General features: G+C 32.1%; 19 protein-coding genes and 1 pseudogene. 14 read left to right on the top strand and 6 right to left on the bottom strand.

Annotated features, from left to right (window positions below; genetic code table 11):
* Positions 1 to 21: 21 nt before the first annotated feature.
* Positions 22 to 522 (bottom strand): GxxExxY protein, encoded by a 501-nt coding sequence (locus SYO3AOP1_RS00690; protein WP_012458870.1) that lies wholly within the window; start codon positions 520 to 522, stop codon positions 22 to 24.
* A 300-nt stretch (positions 523 to 822) separates the two neighbouring features.
* On the opposite strand from SYO3AOP1_RS00690, the gene SYO3AOP1_RS00695 reads away from it, so the two are divergent.
* From SYO3AOP1_RS00695 to SYO3AOP1_RS00705, 3 genes are all read left to right on the top strand, one after another.
* Entirely contained in the window at positions 823 to 2,385 is a 1,563-nt protein-coding gene (locus SYO3AOP1_RS00695) for an ATP-binding protein (RefSeq protein WP_012458871.1), read from the top strand.
* A 1-nt stretch (position 2,386) separates the two neighbouring features.
* Positions 2,387 to 3,043, top strand: a complete 657-nt coding sequence (locus SYO3AOP1_RS00700; protein WP_012458872.1) for a phosphoribosyltransferase family protein — start codon at positions 2,387 to 2,389, stop codon at positions 3,041 to 3,043.
* Between the two features lie 240 nt (positions 3,044 to 3,283).
* The gene (locus SYO3AOP1_RS00705) at positions 3,284 to 3,877 is read left to right on the top strand and encodes a DUF3365 domain-containing protein (RefSeq protein WP_012458873.1); all 594 of its coding nucleotides are present in this window, start codon (positions 3,284 to 3,286) and stop codon (positions 3,875 to 3,877) included.
* A 45-nt stretch (positions 3,878 to 3,922) separates the two neighbouring features.
* Here the strand turns inward: SYO3AOP1_RS00705 and SYO3AOP1_RS00710 are convergent, their stop codons facing one another.
* The gene (locus tag SYO3AOP1_RS00710) at positions 3,923 to 4,147 is read right to left on the bottom strand and encodes a ferredoxin (RefSeq protein ID WP_012458874.1); all 225 of its coding nucleotides are present in this window, start codon (positions 4,145 to 4,147) and stop codon (positions 3,923 to 3,925) included.
* Between the two features lie 213 nt (positions 4,148 to 4,360).
* Here SYO3AOP1_RS00710 and oadA point away from each other — a divergent pair, with 213 nt between their 5' ends.
* Together oadA and lpxB are read left to right on the top strand one after the other, a co-directional pair.
* The gene (gene oadA, locus SYO3AOP1_RS00715) at positions 4,361 to 6,211 is read left to right on the top strand and encodes a sodium-extruding oxaloacetate decarboxylase subunit alpha (RefSeq protein ID WP_012458875.1); all 1,851 of its coding nucleotides are present in this window, start codon (positions 4,361 to 4,363) and stop codon (positions 6,209 to 6,211) included.
* A 3-nt stretch (positions 6,212 to 6,214) separates the two neighbouring features.
* Entirely contained in the window at positions 6,215 to 7,381 is a 1,167-nt protein-coding gene (gene lpxB / locus SYO3AOP1_RS00720; protein WP_012458876.1) for a lipid-A-disaccharide synthase, read from the top strand.
* On the opposite strand, the gene SYO3AOP1_RS00725 is transcribed toward lpxB, so the two are convergent.
* The 3 genes from SYO3AOP1_RS00725 to SYO3AOP1_RS00735 all read right to left on the bottom strand — a co-directional run bounded on the left by SYO3AOP1_RS00725 (position 7,347) and on the right by SYO3AOP1_RS00735 (position 9,789).
* Positions 7,347 to 8,525: an ArsS family sensor histidine kinase gene (locus SYO3AOP1_RS00725; RefSeq protein WP_281340760.1), complete on the bottom strand. Its 1,179-nt coding sequence runs from the start codon at positions 8,523 to 8,525 to the stop codon at positions 7,347 to 7,349. The two genes, lpxB and SYO3AOP1_RS00725, sit on opposite strands and share 35 nt — an antisense overlap.
* A 28-nt stretch (positions 8,526 to 8,553) precedes the next feature.
* Positions 8,554 to 9,228, bottom strand: coding sequence for a response regulator transcription factor (locus tag SYO3AOP1_RS00730; protein ID WP_012458878.1), 675 nt, complete (start codon positions 9,226 to 9,228; stop codon positions 8,554 to 8,556).
* Positions 9,229 to 9,333: 105 nt separating this feature from the next.
* Positions 9,334 to 9,789: a Spy/CpxP family protein refolding chaperone gene (locus tag SYO3AOP1_RS00735; protein ID WP_012458879.1), complete on the bottom strand. Its 456-nt coding sequence runs from the start codon at positions 9,787 to 9,789 to the stop codon at positions 9,334 to 9,336.
* Positions 9,790 to 10,225: 436 nt separating this feature from the next.
* On the opposite strand from SYO3AOP1_RS00735, the pseudogene SYO3AOP1_RS09825 reads away from it, so the two are divergent.
* A pseudogene (locus tag SYO3AOP1_RS09825) lies at positions 10,226 to 11,212 on the top strand (IS110 family transposase).
* 386 nt (positions 11,213 to 11,598) lie between these two features.
* Here the strand turns inward: SYO3AOP1_RS09825 and SYO3AOP1_RS00745 are convergent.
* Positions 11,599 to 14,037 (bottom strand): AMP-binding protein, encoded by a 2,439-nt coding sequence (locus SYO3AOP1_RS00745; protein WP_012458880.1) that lies wholly within the window; start codon positions 14,035 to 14,037, stop codon positions 11,599 to 11,601.
* A gap of 60 nt (positions 14,038 to 14,097) precedes the next feature.
* Between SYO3AOP1_RS00745 and alaS the strand changes: the two genes are divergently transcribed.
* The 8 genes from alaS (at position 14,098) to SYO3AOP1_RS00785 (ending at position 22,788) form a co-directional block, all read left to right on the top strand.
* Positions 14,098 to 16,728 (top strand): alanine--tRNA ligase, encoded by a 2,631-nt coding sequence (gene alaS / locus SYO3AOP1_RS00750; RefSeq protein ID WP_012458881.1) that lies wholly within the window; start codon positions 14,098 to 14,100, stop codon positions 16,726 to 16,728.
* A gap of 11 nt (positions 16,729 to 16,739) precedes the next feature.
* A complete protein-coding gene (yajC, locus tag SYO3AOP1_RS00755; RefSeq protein ID WP_012458882.1) occupies positions 16,740 to 17,045 on the top strand; it encodes a preprotein translocase subunit YajC in 306 nt (101 codons plus the stop codon).
* 5 nt (positions 17,046 to 17,050) lie between these two features.
* Entirely contained in the window at positions 17,051 to 17,959 is a 909-nt protein-coding gene (locus tag SYO3AOP1_RS00760) for a restriction endonuclease (protein ID WP_012458883.1), read from the top strand.
* 110 nt (positions 17,960 to 18,069) lie between these two features.
* Positions 18,070 to 18,966, top strand: a complete 897-nt coding sequence (locus SYO3AOP1_RS00765) for an Rpn family recombination-promoting nuclease/putative transposase (RefSeq protein ID WP_012458884.1) — start codon at positions 18,070 to 18,072, stop codon at positions 18,964 to 18,966.
* Positions 18,967 to 19,007: 41 nt separating this feature from the next.
* The gene (aspS, locus tag SYO3AOP1_RS00770) at positions 19,008 to 20,816 is read left to right on the top strand and encodes an aspartate--tRNA ligase (RefSeq protein WP_012458885.1); all 1,809 of its coding nucleotides are present in this window, start codon (positions 19,008 to 19,010) and stop codon (positions 20,814 to 20,816) included.
* Positions 20,813 to 21,184: a rhodanese-like domain-containing protein gene (locus tag SYO3AOP1_RS00775; RefSeq protein ID WP_012458886.1), complete on the top strand. Its 372-nt coding sequence runs from the start codon at positions 20,813 to 20,815 to the stop codon at positions 21,182 to 21,184. The genes aspS and SYO3AOP1_RS00775 overlap by 4 nt, the downstream gene beginning before the upstream one ends.
* The gene (locus SYO3AOP1_RS00780) at positions 21,138 to 21,863 is read left to right on the top strand and encodes a double zinc ribbon domain-containing protein (RefSeq protein WP_281340763.1); all 726 of its coding nucleotides are present in this window, start codon (positions 21,138 to 21,140) and stop codon (positions 21,861 to 21,863) included. The genes SYO3AOP1_RS00775 and SYO3AOP1_RS00780 overlap by 47 nt, the downstream gene beginning before the upstream one ends.
* Position 21,864: 1 nt before the next feature.
* Positions 21,865 to 22,788, top strand: a complete 924-nt coding sequence (locus SYO3AOP1_RS00785; RefSeq protein WP_012458888.1) for a cation diffusion facilitator family transporter — start codon at positions 21,865 to 21,867, stop codon at positions 22,786 to 22,788.
* Positions 22,789 to 22,807: the final 19 nt, after the last annotated feature.

A 22,807-nucleotide genomic window follows, 5' to 3' on the forward strand; every position in this document is an offset into this window, starting at 1 on the left:
CTTCTTAAATTTTGCTTATGTTTAAATCTCAACATTAACTTTTAGCCACTGTATCATGGAATCATCAACTTGAAGCTCCATTATTTCTTCACCTAATTTTTCCTTTGAAGGTTTAATGAAATTTATGATAAAACCTACTGGATAAACAATGTCTTTTTCTGATGATAAACTTTTCTTTAGAGCTTTAATATATTTTTGTGTTTGTATCTTATGGTCTTCTTTGATATCCGTATCAGTTTTTAATTCAATTATAATATGCACTCTTTTACCACTTTCTAACTCAATCAGGATAATTAGGTCCGGTATTCCCTCACCTACCACATATTTATCTTTATAATAAATCGGTAAAACCCTTTGTTCTTCGTATTTTATACCTCTTTCTCTAAGTTCAACTTCCATAGCTTTCTGATAAACTGCTTCACTCCAACCTTCTCCTAAATCTTGAAAAACAACTTTAGCAGAATCTAAAATTTCATTAATAACTTTTTGAATGATTAATTCTTCTTGCTCTTTTAGTTTCATTACTTTCTCCAAAGTTTTTAACAATTAAGATTATTATAATGTATCGTGAAGTTTAAGAGTGTATAGGTCAAAAGAAGTATGGAAAAAATATATAAGAGACTTGGAAATGTTTAATTTAGAATTCTTAGCTGACACTCAGAATTACCCTTTTACTGATTTTGTCTGTCATCCAGAAAATATAATGATCTCTTAATTATTGATTTTTATATTTTCCCAAACTAATATGAATTATCGAAGGAATTTAATAAATACATACTTTATGCTATAATTTCAAAATAAACAAGGATAAAGGTATAAAAAATGGAAAAGCTTGGAATAGTTGTAGGTTCTACAAAACCAAACAGAGTTAATTTCTTATCTAATAAACCACTCAGACTTGGTCAGTTTGTGATTTTAAAATACTTTGATGGCGATGAAGAAATAAGGCTTCTTGGAATGATTAATAAAGTTGAAAGAGAAAATAAATATATTCCGGAAGATATTCCAAATTATGAAAAAATTGACAGATTGATAAAAGAAAGTTCAAGTGAGACAAAGGTTAAAGGAGAAATTCAAATTCTTGGAAAAATTGCAGAAAGGGATAACGGAATAACTCTTGAATTTCAAAGGACGCCTCCTCTTCCAGCATCAGAAGTTTTAAAGCCACCAAAAGAAATATTAGAAAAACTCTTTGGCTCAAAAGGAAAAAATTATATAAAAATTGGAAAGCTTTTAAGTGAAGCAGAAGATGTAAATGTGTATATTGATATTAATCAAATCGTTTTGAGACATCTTGCAATCCTTGCAATCACAGGAGCAGGAAAGTCTAACACAGTATCGGTACTACTTGACAATATAGTTAATTTAAAAGGAACTGTTGTTGTGTTTGATTTTCACGGAGAGTATACAAGAGCTGAATTTAGAAGAGATGGGAAAAATGTTGTAAATGTTATAAAACCTCTCGTTGACCCAACTACCCTTGATAAAAAAGATTTTGCAAAGCTAATAGGAATTAGAGAAAATGCAACTACTCAGTATAGATACTTTAAATATGCAGTTGATAAAGTATTAAGAGATTTAAAAGATGAAAAAGGCGATGATTGGAGAAGGTTTGTAGAGACTGAAAGTTTTTTTGACAGATTGATTGGTGAGCTTGAAAGTTGGACGGATGAAGAAAAATCATCTCCATTTAAAGGTAAAATCAGAGAAGAATCTCTTTATGAAGTTATAAATAAAATTGAAGATACAATGGTAGATCTAAGCCATATAATAAAAATTGGTGCAAAAGACCTTATAGAAAATATAAGACCGGGTATGGTAAATGTTTTTGACTTTTCAGAAGTTGATGAAGAAGTAGCAGATGCCCTTGCATCTAACATTTTAAAACATTCTTTAATAGAAAGAAAAAAAGCAGTAAGAGGAAGTAATAGCAAAATCCCAAACCCAATTTTAATCGTTGTTGAAGAAGCTCACATTCTTGCAGGTGTTAAATCTGACACAGACTCTAAATATTGGATGACAAGAATAGCAAGAGAAGGTAGAAAGTTTGGGCTTGGCTTATGCGTTGTTACACAAAGACCAAAAGGTTTAGATAAAGAAATTTTATCTCAGATGAACAATATGATAATACTAAAACTTGTTGAACCAGAAGACCAAAAACATGTTCAAAGTGCAAGTGAATCATTATCTTCTGAGCTTATGGAATACCTGCCATCTCTTAACCCAGGAGAAGCTATAATTCTTGGAAATATGACAAAAATTCCACTGTTAATTAAGATTGACAAAGCTAAAGGAAAAATACAAGGTAATGATATACCAGTTGTTGATAAATGGCTCGGTTCTGAAGAAAAAGTAAGTAAATTAGAAGATTTAAAGGACTTTTAAAATGTTTAGAGATAGAGAAGAGGCGGGAAAATTACTTAGCGAGCTTTTAAAGAAATATGGCGTTGATAAGGAAAATACTGTTATTTTAGCCATTCCGAGAGGCGGTGTTCCGGTTGCTTATGAAGTTTCTAAAAAGCTTGGGATACCATTTTCGTTGGTTATTACTAAGAAATTAGCTCCTCTTAGAGAGCCTGAAGCAGCATTTGGAGCAATTGCACCAGACGGAAGTCAAGTAATAGATGAAGTCTATATGAAATATATGGGAGTATCCTCCTCAGAGCTTGAAATTGTAAGAGAAAATGCATTAAAAGAGATAAAAAACAGGATTATAAAATATCTAAACGGAAAAGATCCAAGCTTAGAAGGTAAAGATGTTATTATAATTGATGATGGAATAGCTACAGGATATACAGCAATAGCTGCATCGATGTACGTAAAAAATAAAGGTGCTAATAATGTATACCTTGCTGTTCCGGTATGTCCGACAGATAGCATTCCAAGAGTAAAGAAATATTTTGATGATGTATTTTGCTATGAAAAATCGGATTCTCCTTTTTTTGCAGTAGGTGCATTTTATGAAGATTTCCATCAAGTAAGCGACCAAGAGATGTTTTTTATCATTGAAGAAGCCAAAAAGGATGGATTATTTTATATTTAAAATACATTTGGGGGGGTAAGAAATTAGTAATTTTTATTTAGAATTTTAAAATAGGGATCCTTTGGACTTGCATCCTCAAGATGACAAGGTAAGAGTGTAGGGGCGATTCATGAATCGTGCTTACGAAAGTAAAGTGTAATTTTACAGCCGTGGGAAAAGAATCTCATACTTTTTTAAATTTCTTACAAGGCATATGGACTATTTTATAACTAACTTAAAAACTTTTAAAGGAGGTGGAAGATGAAAAAGTTATCATTTCTAGTAGCAGCTGGGTTATTGCTTGGTTGTACAACAACACAAACAGTTCAAGTACCACAAGAAAAAGAGCCAAAAATAAAAGAAATTGGTGAAGCAACATCTATGAAACTGCTTAAAACATTAAAAGGTGAGCTTTTAAATGCAATGCAACAAGGGGGACCAGACCAAGCTGTAGAGGTTTGTTCTAAAAAAGCTATGACTTTGACAAAGCAAATAGAAAATGAAACAGGTTATAGCATAAAAAGAACTACTTTTAAATACAGAAACCCAGCTAACAAACCAGACAAATATGAAGAAGAAGCATTAAAGTACTTTGAAGAAGCAATCAAAACAGGTAAAATGCCGGCTTACTATGTTCAGGCTATAAAAGAAGACAATAAAGTAGTTTACAGGTACTACAAACCTTTAAAAGTAGAAGGTTTGTGCTTAACATGTCATGGCGACCCGTCATTAATGGACCCAAACCTTGTTAAAAAGATTAAGAATTTATATCCTACAGATATGGCTGTGGGTTATAAAGAGGGAGACTTTAGAGGAGTTGTGAGAGTTTCTATTCCTGAGGATAAATTAAAGTAAAATAAATAAAGGGGGCTTTAACCCCCCTTTTTTCAAAAATTTATATCACTCTTCTATAACTTCCGTTACTAATGCACCAGATGGGCATTCTTCTGTAACTTCTAATACTCTTTGAGCTAATTCGCCTTCGATGATAGCACCATCACCACCAACTTCAGCTTTAACTTGTGCAATTCCATCTCCAGAGTCTTCATAAACTTCTGGAACTTCGTCATAGCAGAGTGCGCAAGCTGTGCAAAGGTCTTTGTCTACTTGAACTTTTACCTTCATAACATACCTCCTATAGAATTTTTAATGAAGTAGCTTTAATAGTATAGCTTATTATATATAAATTTTCAAATAAAACGCAGGTGAATGAGAGTAAGTTTAATCACAGATACCAAAATCCATTTAATCCCTTAAATCCCACCTATGATATAATTTTATGAATTTTTGATAAATAAATACTTAATAATTTATAAGCCCCTATCAAGGAGTGAGGTCATGACAAAAAGAATAATAGAGTTTACAGATGTTACACTTAGAGATGGTCAGCAAAGCTTACTTGCTACAAGAGTTAGAACCGATGACTTACTTCCAGCATTAGAAAAATTAGATGATGCTGGTTTTTGGTCGTTAGAAGTATGGGGTGGTGCAACTTTTGACGTTTGCTTAAGATATTTAAAAGAAGACCCTTGGGATAGGCTTAAAAAGTTTAAGCAAGCGGCAAAAAATACTAAGCTTGAGATGCTACTTAGGGGTCAAAATTTAGTAGGTTATAGACACTATCCGGATGATGTAGTAGAAGCATTTGTTAAAAAGGCTGCTGAAAATGGAATAGATGTTTTTAGAATTTTTGATGCTTTAAACGATGTAAGAAATATGGAAGTAGCTATATCTGTTGCAAAAGAATGCAGAAAAATAGTAAAAGGCGTTCTTTCTTATACAATAAGCCCAATTCATACAGTAGATTATTATATTAACGTTGCAAGACAGCTTAAAGATTTAGGTGTAGATATTATTAGCATAAAAGATCAAGCTGGAATACTATCTCCTAAGGTTGCCTTTGAATTGGTTTCAAGACTAAAAGAAGAAATAAAACTTCCTGTCCATGTTCATGCACAATCAACCGCAGCATTGGCAGAAATGACACTCTTAAAATCAGTAGAAGCTGGAGCTGACATTATTGATACAGATGTTTCTACATGGTCTTGGCTTACAGCCCACCCCCCTTGCGAGACGATGGTATACGCATTAAAAGAGTTTGGTTATGAAGTTAAAGTAGATGTAGACATTGTTTTAGAAGTAGCAGAGTACTTAAAAGAAGTAAGAAAAAAATATGCTAAATACGATACAGCTGATAAATGGCCAGATACACAAGTATTAATACACCAAATCCCCGGCGGAATGATGTCAAACTTTATAAATCAACTTAAAGAAAATAATGCGCTTGATAAACTTGACGAAGTTAAGAAAGAGGTTGCATTAGTGAGAGAAGACCTTGGATATCCACCGCTTGTAACACCAACAAGTCAGATAGTAGGAACACAAGCACTTTTAAACGTATTGCAGGGAGAAAGATATAAAGTTGTTACGAAAGAGACAAAAGACTATGTGAAAGGTCTTTACGGAAGACCACCGGCACCGATAAAACCGGATGTTATGAAGAAAATAATCGGAGATGAAACACCAATCCAAGTAAGACCTGCAGATTTATTAGAACCAGAGCTTGATAAGTGTACACAAAAAGCTTACGAAAACGGTGCAAGAAATGAAGAAGATGTTCTTTCTTACTGCCTATTCCCACAAGTAGCCATAGAGTTTTTCCAATGGAGAGAAAAATTTGAAAAAGGCGAAGCTCTTCCACCAGAAATAGAAGAAATAAAATTTGAAGAGACTAAGAACTTAGCACCGATAGAATTTAACATCACAGTACACGGCGAACAGTACCATGTGAGAATTGCAGGGGTTGGTAGTCCGGTAGAAAATAGAAAACCATACTTTATAAGAATAGATGGAAGGTTAGAAGAAGTAATTGTTCAACCGATAACGGTCATCGAGGTTGGTGCCACAGCAGAAACTTTGCCGTTGCCAGAAGGTGGTAAAGCAGTTTTTGGAAGACCAAAAGCTGTAGGTGTTGGAGATGTAAGTTCTCCAATGCCTGGCAAGGTGGTATCAATAAAAGTCAACGTAGGAGACAGGGTTAAAAGAGGAGATGTACTGCTTACAGTAGAGGCTATGAAGATGGAAAATGAAATCCATTCACCAATAGATGGAACTGTAAGCGAAATATTTGTTAAAGTTGGAGATAGTGTAAATCCTGACGAATGTTTAGTAAGAGTCTCTCCAGAATAATAAATGAAAAAAATTTTCCTGAGCGTTGGCGAAATTTCAGGAGACAATTACGCTTCTGAGCTTGCAAAACATTTAAAAGAATATCAGATTACAGGAATAACAGGTCCAAAAATGAGGGCAATCGGTGTAAAGCCGGTTGCCAACCTTGAAGATATATCCGTTGTAGGTCTAACAGAGGCATTAAGTAAATACAAAAAAATCAAAGAAGTATTCAAACAATCAGTCCAAGCTTTAAAATCCGGCGTTGACCTTTTAATCGTTGTAGATTTTCCAGGGTTTAACATAAAACTTTTAAAAGAAGCAAAAAAGCTTGGAATAAAGACTGTGTACTTTATCTCTCCACAGGTTTGGGCTTGGGGAAGTGGCAGAGTTAAAGAAATAGTAGAAAATACAGATTTATTAATATCTATCCTACCTTTTGAAGAAGAAATTTATAAACCATACGTATCAGATAAATTCAAATTTGCCTATGTAGGACATCCACTTTTAGATATAATCAAAATCTATGAAAATGAAGATAGCTTTAAGCAGAAATTAAACATTCCAAAGAATAAGAGAATCATAGGACTTCTTGCAGGCAGTAGAGAAAGCGAAGTAAATGTAATCCTTCCAATATTAATAGAAGCCGCAAGACTGCTAACAAAAACATTTGATGATCTGCATTTTGTAATTCCAGCTACTGTCAACATGGTTGATAGGGTGTTAGAAAAAGTTAACTTTAGCCTTCCTATAACCGTGATCACATCCAACCTATCAGATAAAAACCTTCCTAAGTTTGAAAACCCTTCATATGAAGTAATGAAAAATGCAGTTTTTTCGATAATCACGTCAGGAACGGCAACCTTAGAAGCTGCTATTATTGGAAATCCATTTATCATTGTTTATAAGGTAAGTCCGATTACTTACTTTATTGGTAAAAAACTTGTAAAGATAAATTATTTAGGACTTCCTAACATAATAGCCGGTAATGAAATTGTACCGGAGCTTTTACAGGATAGATGCAACCCTCTTGATATTGCTAATAAGACTCTTGAATTTTTGACAGATAAAAATCTGTATAAAACCCAAAAGAGAAATTTAGAAATAGTTAGAAAATCTCTTGGAAAAAAAGGAGCTATAGAAAGAGCTTCAAATCTTATTCGCACACTGCTTGAGAAAGGTCAAGCATAAAAACATTCTCTTGATTTTCGTATTTATAGTTAATACTTATTTTATGTAAATCTAAAATAAACTTTGTTATGTACAAGCCAAGTCCTAAGCCTGATTGATTTTTCAATGTCGTTTCTTTTATAAATGGTTCAAAAATCATGTCTATATCAATAGATGGCTTGTTTCCTTTATTTCTAAATTCAATCATTTTATTTTCAACAACTATTTTAACTTTATTGTCCTCGCTAAATTTTAAGCCATTATCAATAAGATTCTTTAAGGCTATCGGAAAGATGTTGTTGTCTGCTTTTATTTTTATACTTTCTTTTAAGTCAATGATAACGTTGTTTTTATCTTCTGAAAGAAGTAGAGAAATTCCTGAGTTTATAAGGTTTTCCAATGAATGGCATTCTAATTTAAGTTCAAGGTTTTTTGTCGCAAGCTTTTCCATCATCAAAAGCTGATTTACCAAAAATTCTAATCTGTTGAATATCTTTTCAAAATGCTGTTTTCCTTTTTCATCTTCGAGAAGTTCTATTGCGATTTTCCCTTTTGTTATTGGTGTTTTAAGCTCATGGGCTATATTTCTTAAAAACCATTTTCTAACCTCTTCATTCTTTTTTAATGACTTTATAGCCTCGTTAAATTCTTTTGCTATAAATCCGATTTCATCATTACTTGATATTTCAACGCTTATATCAAGATTACCAGCCTTTAAAAGTTTTATCTTTTCTCTTAGAATTTTAAGGGGGTAGAAAGACCTGATAATTCCTACATAGAGTATTAGCATAAGAATGTTAAAAAATATCCATGCAACTATTACAACACGATGAAGTTCAAACTCATCGCTTTTCTCTACAAGATAGCTGATGCCAAACCTATTTATAAGAAGATACTTATTTCCTTCATATACTAAAAGGACAATTTTAACTGTTAAAAAATCTCTTTCCATTAAGATTTTGCTGTTTGTATATATTTTATAAATAGCTTCCGGGTCTTCTATGACTTTATAGTTTGTTTCAAATTTTTGGGGAAAGTTAGTACCTTCCGAAGATACTGTCAACAATGCTTTTCTGATAAAATCTCTTAACTCTTTTTCTTGTGCATTTTTATACAGAAAGTAAAAAAAGACCGATGATAAAAGTATGATTAATAAAAAAGCCAAGCTAATTTTAAAGAGTATTGAGTTTCGCTCAACATTCAAATTTATAGCCAAAACCTCTTACAGATATGATATATTTTGGATTTTTTGGGTCATCACCTATCTTTTTTCTGATTCTTCCAATTATAACATCAACAGTTCTATCTATACTGTCATAGTTTAAATAGATTGAATTATCTAATATATAATCTCTCGTTAAGACTCTGCCTTTATTTTTTATAAGCATGGATAAAAGCTCATACTCTGCTGAAGTTAGATTTAAAGGTTCTCCATTTTTCTTAATTATATAACCTTCTTCATCAAGTTCAAACTCACCACACTTAATTACTTTTTCAACTGCTTTATTTTTTCTTCTTAAAACAGCTTGAATTCTTGCTACCAATTCTCTTGGGTTATACGGCTTAGCTAAATAATCATCTGCTCCTATTTCAAGGGCAAGGATTTTGTCTGTATCGTCACTTCTTGCCGAGGATATGATGATGGGAATATTTCCTTCTTTTGCTAACATTTTACATATATCTATACCATCAATTTCCGGAAGTGTTAAATCAAGAATCATTAGGTCATAACTTTGATTTTTCTTAAGCTCTTCAAGTGCTTTCTTAGAATGTTCAAAATTTTTTACAGATATATTAAACTTTGCTAAATATTGAGTTAAAAGCTCTGCCAATTCTTTGTCATCTTCTATCATTATTACATTTATCATTTTAGCCTGCCTCTTATAAAAATAAAAAAGGGGGAGGTCATTGACGACCTTCCCAAATAATGGAGGGGAGGAGGTTAAGCCATGAGGAGGGCTAAAACACATCTATCAGTGGTTCATCATCATTTCTTGCATTTTTTCCATTTTTTCTTTCATATGATTTATAAATTTTTGTCTTTGCTCATCATTTAAAACATTAAACATTTTTTCTAAGTATTTAGCTTTAATTTCAGACATTTTTTTAGCGTTTTCTAACATAGTTTTTTGAAAAACTTCTTTATCAAATTTTCCGCTTTTCGTTGCTTCTAATAAACAGTTTTTATGCTCTTTTGCAAAGAAGTTTTTAATTTCTTCTTTTTCTTGTTTTTTAATCTCTTTAATTTGATTAAACTGCTCATCTGTTAAATTAAGCTCTTGTTTTAATTTTTCAAGATGTTTTTCGTGCTTTTCTGCCATTTTTTCCATCTTGTATGGCTTTTCTGACGCATCTCCCATTGCAAAACTATTTCCAACTAATCCAACTCCAAGTGCTAATGTTAACATTGCTACTTTTAACTTTTTCATTTCATCTTCTCCTTTTTCGATCTTTGTTATTAGTAATATAAAACATAATTGTAAATATAAATTAAACAAGTTGTTAATGTTATGTAAAAGGTTTTAACGATTTTGGAGTGTGAGAAGGTAAGGAAGTATTTAAAGTCTTTTACACATCAAGTGTTACCCGTTACTTTTTGTCATCGTATATTAAATATACTAAAAATTTTTTAAACTATAAGAGAATAAGTTTTATAATAATTATAGACATGGGAGAAAAAAAGAAGGACAGATCAAGTTTCTGTCATTGGTCTTTTAAGACCGATCAGGATGTTTTAGACTGTCCTTCCTCTACTTCCTAAAACCTGAATCAGAACATTAGGCTTTTAAGCCTGTATTTAACTACGATGATAGGTTATCAGGAAGTTTCTTTCATGTCAAGTATTTTATGAAAGGAGGTACTATTATGAACAGCTACAAAATTGTTATAGGAGTTGATGTATCTAAAAACTCATTCACTGCTACAGTTTTGTATGATAACAAGAAAGAAACTTTTGAAGTTAAATCTGACCCGGTTGAGTTTGAAATGAAAGTAAAGCCATTTTTGAAGAAGTTTAAAAAGTCAGATATGCTTATCATAATGGAGCATACGGGAGTTTACCATTTAAAGCTTGCTAATTATCTGTATGAAAATGGTTATAAAGTAGCAGTAGTAAATCCATTTTCAATAAAGAAATTTATGGAAGCTAAAATGACAAGAGTTAAAACAGATAAAGCTGATTCATTCTTTATTGCAGAATATGGAAGAACGTTTTTCGATGGAGAGCTTTATAAACCAAAATCAGAGGTAGAAAAAGAAATAGAAGTAAAACTAAAGATATTAGAAGACTTACAACAGCAGCTTACAATGCTAAGAAACAAAAGAGAATCATTAAGTCATGTGCCAATGAAAAAATTGAAATAGAATTTAGAATATTACGATGAGATAATCAGAAAAATAGAAAAAAACATAAAAGAACTTGAGAAAGAGATAAAAGAATTGTCTAAGAAGAATTATCAAGAGGAATACAAACTTTTAAAAAGCATACCTGGTATAAGTGATAGGACTATAGGAATGATAATATCAGTATATGGAAATTTTGAAAGATTTAAGAGTGTAAAAGATATATCGAGTTTTATAGGAATCAGTCCGGGTATACATGAAAGTGGAACGAGTGTAAAGAAAAGTGGCTGGATAAAAAAGATGGGAAATCCATATGCAAGGAAAATATTATACATGGCAGCATTATCAGCAATAAGGTTTAACAAATACTGCAGAGAATTATACGAAAGATTAGTAAGTAAAGGTAAGGCTAAAAAATTAGCATTAGTGGCTGTAGCACATAAGTTATTAAGGCAAGCATATGGTGTATTAAAAAGCAAAAGACCATTTGATGAAAATTTTTGTACTTGACATTTAACATAGAACATCCTGAGGCTGTAAAGAAAGGTCCTTCTCTTTTTGATGCTATTTGAATAGTGAAGAAGACAAAAAGAGTGGAGATTCTTTACATGACTGCAGATTGACGTTATTTTTCCTTCGTCATCCTGAGGCCGAAGGATCTAGTCCTTTTAATGTTTTTTAAAAAACAGGAGATTCTTCGCTGACGCTCAGAATGACATCATTGGATCGTTCTTTGTCATCCTGAACCAAGTGAAGAATCTCCTCTTTTAGAAAAGGTGAGAAAGTGAGTAGAGGCAATTCATGAATTGCCCATACGGTGAATAAGTAAAAGGTAAGAAAGGAAGGGGATTCTTTGTCGGCTGCAGAATGACCGTTCGAAATCTGCATCTAAAAAATTACAACTTCTTTGAAATCTCATTATAAACGATTTTTACTATCTCATCGTAGCTTTTATTTTCTGGATACACAGGATTTAAAAATTCTACTGATATTTTGAAAGGGCTTGGAAGAGATTTATTTATAGGAAGACTTTCAAAGACACCTTTTATTACTACTGGAACAGCCGGAATGTTTAACTCTTTTGATAAAATAGCAAAACCTTTTTTAAACGGCAGCAATTTACCATCCCTTGTTCTTGCACCTTCCGGAAAGATAACAACGTTTTTTCCATTTTTAAGAGCATAAGCTGATTTAATCAATGACTCTTTTAAATCTTTGTTAACGTTTACAGTTATGATATTAAAATTTCTCGCAATCCACCTTCTAAACGACGTATTAAAATAAGTCTCTTCTGCTAAGAAGTATGTTTTTTTAAGTATTTGATTTGGAAGGGATGCAACGATCAAAAATCCATCAAGATAGCTTTGATGGTTTGGAGCAAATATAACTGGCTGATTTAGAATATTTTCTATGCCTTTTATTTCTAAGTTGTTGTAAAGCTTAAAATATAGCTTTAAAATCGGTTTTATGATTGTCAAATATCCTTCTTTCAATTCAAAGCTTATTGGCTGGTTTAAAATCTTCTTCCAATCTATTTCTGAGATTTCTATCTTTTGTTTCTTTTCATCTATAAAGTATGATAATTTTTCAACGGTTGGATTTTCTATTAAATCCTTTTCATCAAGTTTTATTCCAAATGTGCTTTCTATGAAGGTCAAAAACTCTATTTTCCCAAGAGAATCAAGCCCAAGGTCTATCTCTATGTGAGAGTCCGGATATACGCTTAGATTCGTATATTTTTCTAAGTATTCTTTTAATATGCTGTAAGTTTGAGTTTTTGGTTCTTCTTTGACTACTGATCTTTCTTGTTTTTCAAGAAATTGATTAAGCATAAATCTTCTGATTTTTCCAAGCCTTGTTTTTGGAAGTTCGGTATTTACAATCTTAAAACCGCCAATTTTTTTATAGCTTGCTACAGTTTGATTGTATTTATCAATCACATTCCATTTTATTGTCTCTTCAAGATTTACAATGTTTCTTTTCTTTACAACTTCAAAATCTGGATAAATAATAGCAAAAAGCTGATTGTCTTTTTGAATTACTGCTATCTCTTTTACAATATCAAAATTTTTAAGAATTATGTTCTCTATTTCTTCCGGGTTGATGTTTTTCCCATTTGGTAAGACTATGATTTCTTTTTTTCTTCCTGTTATATAAAGATAGCCATCTTCATCAAGATACCCAAGGTCTCCTGTCATAAAATAGCCATTTTTAAATGCTTTCTTCGTTTCTTCAATCTTATTTAAATATCCAACAAAAACATTATCACCTTTAACAAGAATTTCATCATCTTCTATCTTTACTTGTACACCTTCTATTGGCTTTCCTACCGAGCCAAGTTTAATTTTGTATGGTGGATTGAATGATACGATAGGAGAGGTCTCTGTTAGTCCATATCCTTCAATAATCTTAAATCCAAGAGCCTGAAGATCTTTTGCAATATCTAAATCAAGCTTTGCACCACCAGAAACAAAGTATTTTATATTTCCACCAAATACATCATGCACTTTTTTAAAAACTGTTTTACTAAGTGTTTGGTTGTTAATTTTTTTACAAAGTTTAAAAACTGTTTTTATAAAAAAATCTTCGTTGATTTTATCAAAAATCCTTCTATGAAAAAGAGCATACAGCCTGGGAACGCCTATAAGAATAGTAATCTTGTATTTTTTTAGCTTATCTAAAATATCCTGTGGAGACAACTCATCAAGAAAAACAATCGTAGCACCAATATGAAGAGGTGTGAGCATAGAAACCATCAAAGGATAAGAATGATGAAATGGTAGTATCGCAAGGGTTGAGTCTTGAGAGTTTGCAATCTCTACTTTTTCTATGCTTTTTATGTTAGATAGTAGATTTTTATAACTAAGCATTACACCTTTTGGCTGTCCTGTAGTTCCGGAAGTGTAAAGTATTACAGCTACATCTTCTTCAAGCTTCTTACATTCTTTATTCTCAAAAATTGGACTGGTAAATTCAATCTCTTCAAAAACCAAAACTTTTATATCATAATCAAGCTTTAGCTTCACATTTAAAACTTTTTCTTTATTATTTTTAGATGTAAAAATGTATACTGGCTTACTGTCGTTTAGTATGTAAAAAAGTTCATCTTCTGAAGACATAAAATCTATCGGGACGTTTACTCCGCATTTTTCCCAAACTGCAAAAAAGGCATAGATCCATTCCGGTCTATTTTCGCTAAAAATAGCTACTTTATCTTCCGGCTTTATATCTAAAATATTTGAATATTTTTTTATATTTTCTAATAATGATATGTAGCTTATCTCTTGACCTTTGTGTATTAAGGCGGTCTTTTCTAAGGGCTTTATATTTATCATATTTCTTCCATATGCTATAATTTTTAAGCACTAATTATTATTACACAAAGAGGTTTATTTATGAAGTATATGACAGCTGATGAAATAAGGCAGAGCTTTTTAAAGTATTTTGAAAGTAAAGGACATACAATCGTAAAATCTGCATCAATCATTCCTGAAAATGACCCAACCCTATTATTTGTTAACGCCGGGATGGTTCCATTTAAAAATGTATTCCTTGGACTTGAAGAAAGACCCTATAAAAGAGCCGCATCTTGTCAGAAAGTTTTTAGAGTATCCGGAAAACATAACGACCTTGAAAATGTAGGATACACACCAAGACACCATACATTTTTTGAGATGCTTGGAAACTTCTCATTTGGTGATTACTTTAAAAAAGAAGCCATTGAGTTTGCTTGGGAGTATTTAACAGAGCATTTAGAAATTCCAAAAGAAAAACTTCTTGTATCTGTATTTGAAGAGGACGACGAAGCATTTGAAATTTGGAATAAACACATAGGACTTGATGAAAGCAAGATAAAAAGAATGGGCTATAAAGATAACTTCTGGTCAATGGGTGATACCGGACCGTGCGGACCAAGTTCAGAGATTTACTACGATAGGGGCGAAAAATTCGGAAATCCGGAGTTTGGAGCAGAAGATGATTTTAGATATTTAGAGATATGGAACCTTGTTTTTATGCAATACAACAGAGATGAAAAAGGCGTATTACATCCACTTCCAAATCCAAGCATTGATACAGGCATGGGACTTGAAAGAATAGCATCAGTCTTACAAGGAGTGGATAGCAACTACGATACAGACCTATTCAAGCCAATCATCCAATTTGCAGAAGAAGTATCAGGAAAAGAGTACGGAAAGAATGAAAAAGATGATATAGCAATGAGAGTTATAGCCGACCATTTGAGAGCCATCACATTCTTAATTTCTGATGGAGTTTTACCGGCAAACGAAGGGAGAGGCTATGTTTTGAGAAGAATAATAAGAAGAGCTTTAAGATACGGAAAAAATCTTGGCATAGAAAAGCCGTTTTTGTATGAAGGGGTTGATGTTGTAATTGAAAAAATGAAAACTGCATATCCGGAGCTTATACAAAACAGAAGCTTTATAAAAACAATCACAAAATCAGAAGAAGAAAAGTTTATAAAAACTCTAAAAAGGTCAATGGATATTCTCTATCAAATGATAGAACAGGCAAGAAAAGAAAACAGAAGACACTTAACAGGTGAAGAAACATTCAAGCTTTATGATACATACGGATTTCCAATAGACCTAATGGAAGAAATATTAAAAGATGAAGGATTCACTTTTGATTTAATAGAATTTCATAATCTGTTAGAAGAGCAAAAAGAAAGAGCAAGAAAAAGCTGGAAATCTCAAAGCAAAGAGATTAAGCCGGTATATTTAACACTTAAAAACAAACTTCCGGAAAACCAATTTGTTGGATACGAGACGCTAACATCTGAAAACTCAAAAGTATTGGCTATCATAAAAGGAGACCAGCTTGTAGACACTGCAAAAGAAGGAGAAGATATTGAGATAGTGCTTGACATCACGCCTTTCTATCCGGAAAAGGGCGGACAAATTGGAGATAGGGGAATCATAGAAGGTGATGAGTTTTTATTTGAAGTATTAGACACACAAACGCCGGTAGATGGCTTGATTGTTCATAAAGGAAAGGTTTTATTTGGAAGTGTAAAAGAGGGAGCATATGTAAGGGCTAAGACTGATAAAGAAAGAAGAGAAAACATAATGAGACATCACACAGCAACACACCTTTTACACGCAGCTTTAAGAAACGTTCTGGGAGACCACGTAAAACAGGCTGGTTCTTTGGTATCAGATGAATATCTAAGATTTGACTTTACACACTTTGAAAGCATGACAGACGAAGAGCTAAAAGCCGTTGAAGAGCTTGTAAATAGAGAAATAATGAAAAATGAAGAAGTTGTATGCCAAGAGATGCAATACGAAGAAGCTTTAAAATCCGGGGCAATGGCTATTTTTGAAGAAAAATATGCAGACGTTGTAAGAGTAATATCTGCCGGTATTTCTAAGGAGTTATGCGGTGGGACTCATGTAAAAAGAACAGGAGATATTGGATACTTTAAAATCCTTTCAGAATCTGCAGTATCATCCGGAACAAGAAGAATAGAGGCAGTAGCAGGAATTAAGGCAGTAGAAAAAGGCTTGCAAGAGCATTACATAATAAAAGATTTATCAAGACTTTTAACAGCAAAAGAAGACCAACTTTTAGACCGAGTATTAAAGCTGCAAAATCAGATAAAAGAGAAAGAAAGAGAGATAGAAAACTTAAGAAAAAAACTTGCTTTATCAAATATTAATGAAAATCTAAACATCATTGAAAAAGAAGGATTTAAAGTTGCTTATGTATCAGTTGAAAATCTAAATCCAAATGAGCTGAGAGAAATCGCAGACCATTTAAGACAAAAGCTTGGAAAATCTGTAATTTTGGTTGCATCAAAAGATGCTGAAAAACAAAAAGTTAACTTTGTTGTAGCAGTATCAAAAGAGTTATCAGAAAACTATAAAGCCGGCGATATTGTTAAAAAAGTTGCTTCTGCCGCTAATGGAAGTGGCGGCGGAAGACCAGACTTTGCACAAGGTGGAATAAATGACACATCTAAATTAAGTCAGCTTTTTGAAGAATTTAAAAAAATTTTTAGCTAAGGAGGTTTCTTATGCAAGGTGATCCAATGGGTGGTTTAATAAGTGCTATAGTATGGATGGTTTTATTTGTTGGTATATTCTATTTCTTAATTTTAAGACCACAGCAACAGCAGAGAAAAAAACATGAAGAGTTTTTAAAGAATCTAAAAAAAGGTGATAAAGTAATCACAACCGGCGGGATTATTGGAGAGATAAAAAACATTGAAGAAAAAACTGTTTCATTAAAAGTTTGTGAAGGCTGTATAATAAAAGTTTTAAAGCCATCAATAGCTTCTTACTATCAAGAGGAAGCAGCATCACAGGAAGAAAAGGGATAAGATAAATGGCTATTCCGGGCTATCAAGATTTAATGCTTCCTTTACTAAAGCTTGTTTCTGACGGCAAAGAGTATTCATTAAGAGAAATTATTGAAAGGTTAGCAGAAGAATTTAATCTTTCTGAAGAAGATAGAAATGAATTTTTACCATCAGGACAACAGAGAGTATTTGATAATAGAGTAAACTGGGCAAAAACATATTTATTAAAAGCTGGACTGTTAGAAAGTCCAAAAAGAGGTTATATCAAAATATCTAAGGCGGGAAAGCAGTTTTTAGTTGATAATCCCAATTTAAACAAATTAACAAAAGAAGATTTGATGCAATTTGAAAGTTTTAGAGAATTTATAAGTAGAGGAAACAAAAAGAATATGGTCTTGCATATTGATTCAGAGACTCCAACGGAAATAATAGAGCAAAAAATCCAAGAGGTTAATGAAGCATTAGCGGATGAACTACTTAGAAAAATCAAAGGCTCATCACCAAAATTTTTCGAAAAATTGGTTATAGATTTACTTTTAAAAATGGGATATGGTGGTTCTGAGAAAGAAATGGCTGAAGTTGTCGGAAAATCTGGAGATGAAGGAATAGATGGAACAATCAAAGAAGATAAACTGGGATTAGATGTTATTTATATTCAAGCTAAAAGATGGGAAGGTCCTGTCGGTAGACCAGAAATTCAAAAGTTTGTAGGAGCTTTAGCCGGCAAAAAAGCTAAAAAGGGTGTGTTTTTTACAACTTCCACATTTACAGATGAAGCTAAAGATTATGTTTCACACCTTGAACAAAAGGTCGTTTTAATTGACGGTAATAAGTCAGCGGATTTGATGATTAAATACAATGTAGGTATTTCTGTTGAGAAAGTAATTGAAATAAAAAGAATAGATTCAGATTATTTTGAGGAAGATATCATCTGATTTTTTGTTTATAAGTTAAAAATAGATGATGACATAACATATAAATGGAAAATGAAAGGAAATGAAAGGATTGTAACAAGGCTTGCAAGGAATGATAGAGGTTTAATTTAATGAGTGAAATTCATCCTCACGACCAATTTTTTAAACAGATATTTTCTGAGCCAAAGAGGGTTAAAAGCCTGCTTGATATATTTTATCCAGAGCTATCTCAAAAGATAGACTTAGAAAGTATAAGATTATTAAACAGTGAAAAATACTCACAGAAGATTGGAAAATCACTTCTTGACCTTTTGTATGAATGCAAAATAGAAAACGAAAAAAGCTTTATAAGAATCATTTTTGAACACAAATCATACATAGATAAAAACCTACCAAGTCAGCTTTTGTATTACAATGGCATATTATGGGAAGAAACAGGAGAGTATGAAGAGTATCCACCAATAATCAACATTGTCTTGTACCATGGTAAAAGAAAATGGAATATACCAACTATACTACCAAAAACTAACTCAGAAATTATAGAAAGATTTACAAACAAACTTAACTATCACTTAATAGACCTTTCAAAGGTAGCTGATGAAGAGATGATAAACAAGCTCTACATAGACTTTTGCACAGTGTCAGCACTTCTTACAATGAAGCATATTTTCAAAGATTTAAGAAAGTATAAACATATTTTAAAGAAGGTTTTTGAACACTATCAAGATGGTTGTGTTTTTATCATTTTAGATTATATTTCAGTTGTAAACAACCCACAAGAAGTTGAAAATGTATTAAAGGAAATCTTGGGAGGTGAAAAAGATATGATGACATTAACAGAAAAATGGAAAATGGAAGGAATAATTGGAGCTAAGAAAGAAGACATTCTTAAACTTATCAATCTTAAATTTGGCAGAGTATCAGAGGAAGTTGAAAAATTAATTTCAAACATTAACGACTTAGAAGAATTAGACAAACTCTTTACAAAGGCTATTTTGGCTAATAGCTTAGAAGAGTTGTTGAAGTGATATAATAATTATCAAAACAACAACTATTTACAGGAGGTTTTATGATAGACCAGCTTAGAGAATTTAAAAGAGATTACTACTGTGGAGATTTAAACGAATCAAATATAGGTGATGAAGTTAGACTTCTTGGTTGGGTTGACACTGTTAGAGACCATGGCGGAGTTATTTTTATAAATCTCAGAGACAGAGAGGGTATAGTTCAAGTAGTTTTTGATCCATCAAAAATTGGAGAAGAGTTATACAATAAAGCGAAAAAACTCAAATCAGAATACGTTATCGGTGTGAGAGGTAGAGTTTACAGAAGACCTGCAGGTACTGAAAATCCTAAAATGAAAACAGGAAACATAGAAGTAGCCGGTGAAGAGCTTTTAATCTTAAACACATCCAAGGCTTTACCTTTTCCAATAGAAGATAATATAAAAGTTAGCGAAGAAGTTAGATTAAAATACAGATATTTAGACTTAAGAAGACCATCTATGCAAAGAAACATAATATTAAGACACGAAGTATATCAAGCTGTAAGAGAGTTCTTAGCCGGAAATGGATTTATTGAAGTAGAAACCCCAATGCTTACAAAATCAACACCGGAGGGAGCAAGAGACTTTTTAGTTCCATCAAGATTAGAAAAAGGCAAATTTTATGCACTTCCACAATCACCACAGCTATTTAAACAAATCTTAATGGTTGCAGGACTTGAAAGATACTTCCAAATAGCCAAATGTTTTAGAGATGAAGACCTAAGAGCAGACAGACAGCCAGAATTTACACAAATAGACTTAGAGATGTCTTTTGTAACAGAAGATGATGTGATGACTTTAGCAGAATCTTTGATTCAGTATGTATACAAAAAAGTTCTTGGAATTGATATAAAAATTCCTTTTAGAAGAATGAGCTATGAAGAAGCTATAAATAAATATGGAACAGACAAGCCTGACCTAAGATATGGCTTAGAGCTTATAGATATTACAGATTTAGCAAAAGAGGTAGAATTTAAAGTATTTAACGATGTAGCAAAATCCGGCGGGCTTGTAAAAGGTATAAACATTAAAGGTGGATCTAAATTTTCAAGAAAAGAAATTGACGAGCTTACAGAATACGCTAAAAAGTTTGGTGCCAAAGGAATGGCATGGGTTAAACTTGAAAATGGAGAAGCTACTTCTCCAATCCTAAAATTCTTCACAGAAGAGCAAAAACAAAAGTTATTTAGCCTTATGGATGCAAAAGATGGAGACTTGCTAATATTTATTGCAGATAAAAAAGATATCACTCACAAAGTTTTAGGATTTTTAAGAAAGCATATAGCAGAAAAAATGAATCTAATAGACAATAGCAAATTAGAGTTTTTATGGGTGGTTGATTTTCCACTTTTTGAATGGGACGAAGAAGAAAATAGACTTGTTGCAATACACCATCCGTTCACAAGTCCAAAAGACGAAGATATAGATAGATTGGACGAAGCTTTAAACAGTCCAGAAATTGCACTTAGCTTTAAATCAAAAGCTTACGACATGGTTTTAAATGGTGAGGAGATAGGTGGGGGTTCAATAAGAATACATACACCTTACATACAAGAAAAAGTATTCCAGCTTTTAAACATTTCAGAAGAAGAGGCAAAAGAAAAATTTGGGTTTTTAATAGAAGCTTTAAGCTACGGAGCACCACCACACGGCGGATTAGCTTTTGGTCTTGATAGAATTTTAGCACTTATGACAGGTAGCGAAAGCATAAGAGACGTAATCGCATTCCCTAAGACACAAAAAGGAATATGTCCGCTAACAGGAGCACCGGATTATGTTTCAGAAAAACAACTTAAAGAAGTAGGAATAAAAGTAGAGGTAGATGAAGAATGATAAGAAAGGCTTTTTTGACAATTTTATTAATTTTCGGATTTTCTTTTGCATACCAAGACTTAAATGCAAAGCAGTTTTATGAAATGATACAAAAAGAGAAAGATGTGATAATTCTCGACGTCAGAACACCACAAGAGTACCAAGAAGGACATATAAGTAATGCAATCAACATTCCTGTCCAAATTTTAGGACAGCAATTAGATAAGCTTAAAAACTTCAAAGATAAAAAAATCCTTGTATACTGTAGGTCTGGCCATAGAAGTGCAATCGCAAGTCAGATATTAGATAGAGCCGGATTTAAAAACGTATACAATCTAAAAGGTGGATTACTTGAGTGGAAAGCATCAGGATTACCATTGGTTAAGTAAATTTAAGCTAATATTTAACGCACTTTTTCCAAGAGAATGTGTTTTATGTGGTGACCCTTTTGTATTTACATACCAAAACATTGTTTGTGATGATTGTTTATCAAAATTTGAAAAAACCGAAAGCTTCTTTTGTAGAAGCTGCGGAAAGTCTGGAGAAAACACCTATCCAATATGTGAAGAATGTAAATACGATAGAAAATATTCCTTCATAGAAGCTTTTACAGATTATTATGAGTTTGGAGAGATTATCAGAGAGTATAAGTTCAGCAAACATAAAAACTTGGCTTACGATATAGCGAAAATCATTAAAGAAGACTTTCAAAAGTTTGTCAGACAAAACCAAGTACAAAATATTTTATACATTCCTATATCGAACAAAAAATTAAAAGAAAGAGGATTTAATCATTTAAAGGAGATTTTGACTTACATATTTCCAAAATATCTCGTAAAAGATTATTTGATAAAAGTCAAAGAGACAAAACTACAGGTTGAGTTAAATAAGACAGAAAGGTTTGAAAATCTAAAAGATAGCTTTAAATTAACAGTTGACAAAATAGATGGCAATACGCTTGTTTTTGATGACATTCTAACAACAGGTGCAACATTATTAGAAGCTTACAAAACAGTCAAAGATAAAGTTAATGGAAATCTGTACGCTTATGTCATCACAAAGGTTTGAAATGGTTTACATAGAAAATAAACTAAAAGAAAGAAATACAGATCAAAACAAAAACCGGCTAATAATCGCAATAGGATTAAATATTTTAATTGTTATAATTCAAGTTATTTTTGGCTTGTATTCAAACTCAATATCCTTAATCACTGATGCAATTCACAACTTTCAAGATGTTATTTCTTTAATTGTCAGCTTGATTGCCATTTTAGCTTTGTCAAAAAAGCCAACCTTAGAAATGACTTTTGGCTTTTTAAAAGCTGAATCTATGGCCGGCTTTGTAAACAGTTTAATTTTAATGATAACATTAATTTTTATTATTTATGAAGCTACGCTTAGATTGATTCATCCGGAAGAAGTTAAAGGTTTATTTGTCATAATCTTTGGATTTATAGCTTTTATAGTAAATCTAGTATCAGCATTAATTTTAAAACATCATCATCACCATGAAGAAGATGACCACCACCATCATGAGGATATAAACATTGCAGCTGCTTATATTCATCTTTTGAGTGATGCGTTGTTATCCTTGTCTGTTGTGATTGGCGGAATTTTTATCTATCTTTTTCAAATAAGCATCATTGACCCAATCTTATCATTAATTTTCAGTATTTACATCTTTAAAGAAACTTTTCCTATTTTGAAAAAAAGCTATAAGGTTTTAATGGAAGCAGCACCATCTAATATAAATCTGTATGAATTGATAGATGAAATGAAAAATAGATTTGATGAAATTGTAGAAATTCACGATATTCACGTATGGTCTTTATCCTCTAAGGATATCTATTTTACCGGACATATAGTTGTCAAAGATATGGATAAATCAATGGAAGTTCTTGAAAATTTAGAAAAATTCTTAAAAGAAAAAGGTATAACCCATTCTACAATCCAAATAGAAAGTACAGATAAGATATGCGAAATATTTCATTAAGAAAAGGGCGATAAATCGC

It is taken from the genome of Sulfurihydrogenibium sp. YO3AOP1, assembly GCF_000020325.1.
GTDB lineage: Bacteria > Aquificota > Aquificia > Aquificales > Hydrogenothermaceae > Sulfurihydrogenibium.